Genomic DNA, 261 nt, shown 5'->3' on the forward strand with positions numbered 1-261 from the left:
GGTTGCACCAGCACGACGTCGATACCGAGCTGCGAGAGCTCGTAGCGATAGCCTTCGGTCAGGGCTTCCACCGCGAACTTGGTCGCGCCATAGAGGCTCATGAACGGGATGGTGACGCGACCGAGGATCGAGCCGACGTTAATGACCAGGCCAGAGCCGTTCTTGCGGAGCTGCGGCAGCGCTGCGCGCAAGACGCGTTGAATGCCGATCACGTTCACATCGAACATCTGGCTGGTGTGCTCGGTGGTGATCGACTCCGAG

Annotated in this window: 1 protein-coding gene; it reads right to left on the minus strand. The window is 61.7% G+C overall.

Annotation, left to right across the window (positions count from 1 at the left end; all coding sequences use genetic code 11):
• Positions 1 to 261 (minus strand): SDR family NAD(P)-dependent oxidoreductase (locus tag SB724_RS20700; protein ID WP_410572806.1); only part of this gene is annotated, 261 nt, incomplete at both ends.

The sequence above is a fragment of the Bacillus sp. SIMBA_031 genome (assembly GCF_046535225.1).
GTDB lineage: Bacteria > Bacillota > Bacilli > Bacillales > Bacillaceae > Bacillus > Bacillus velezensis.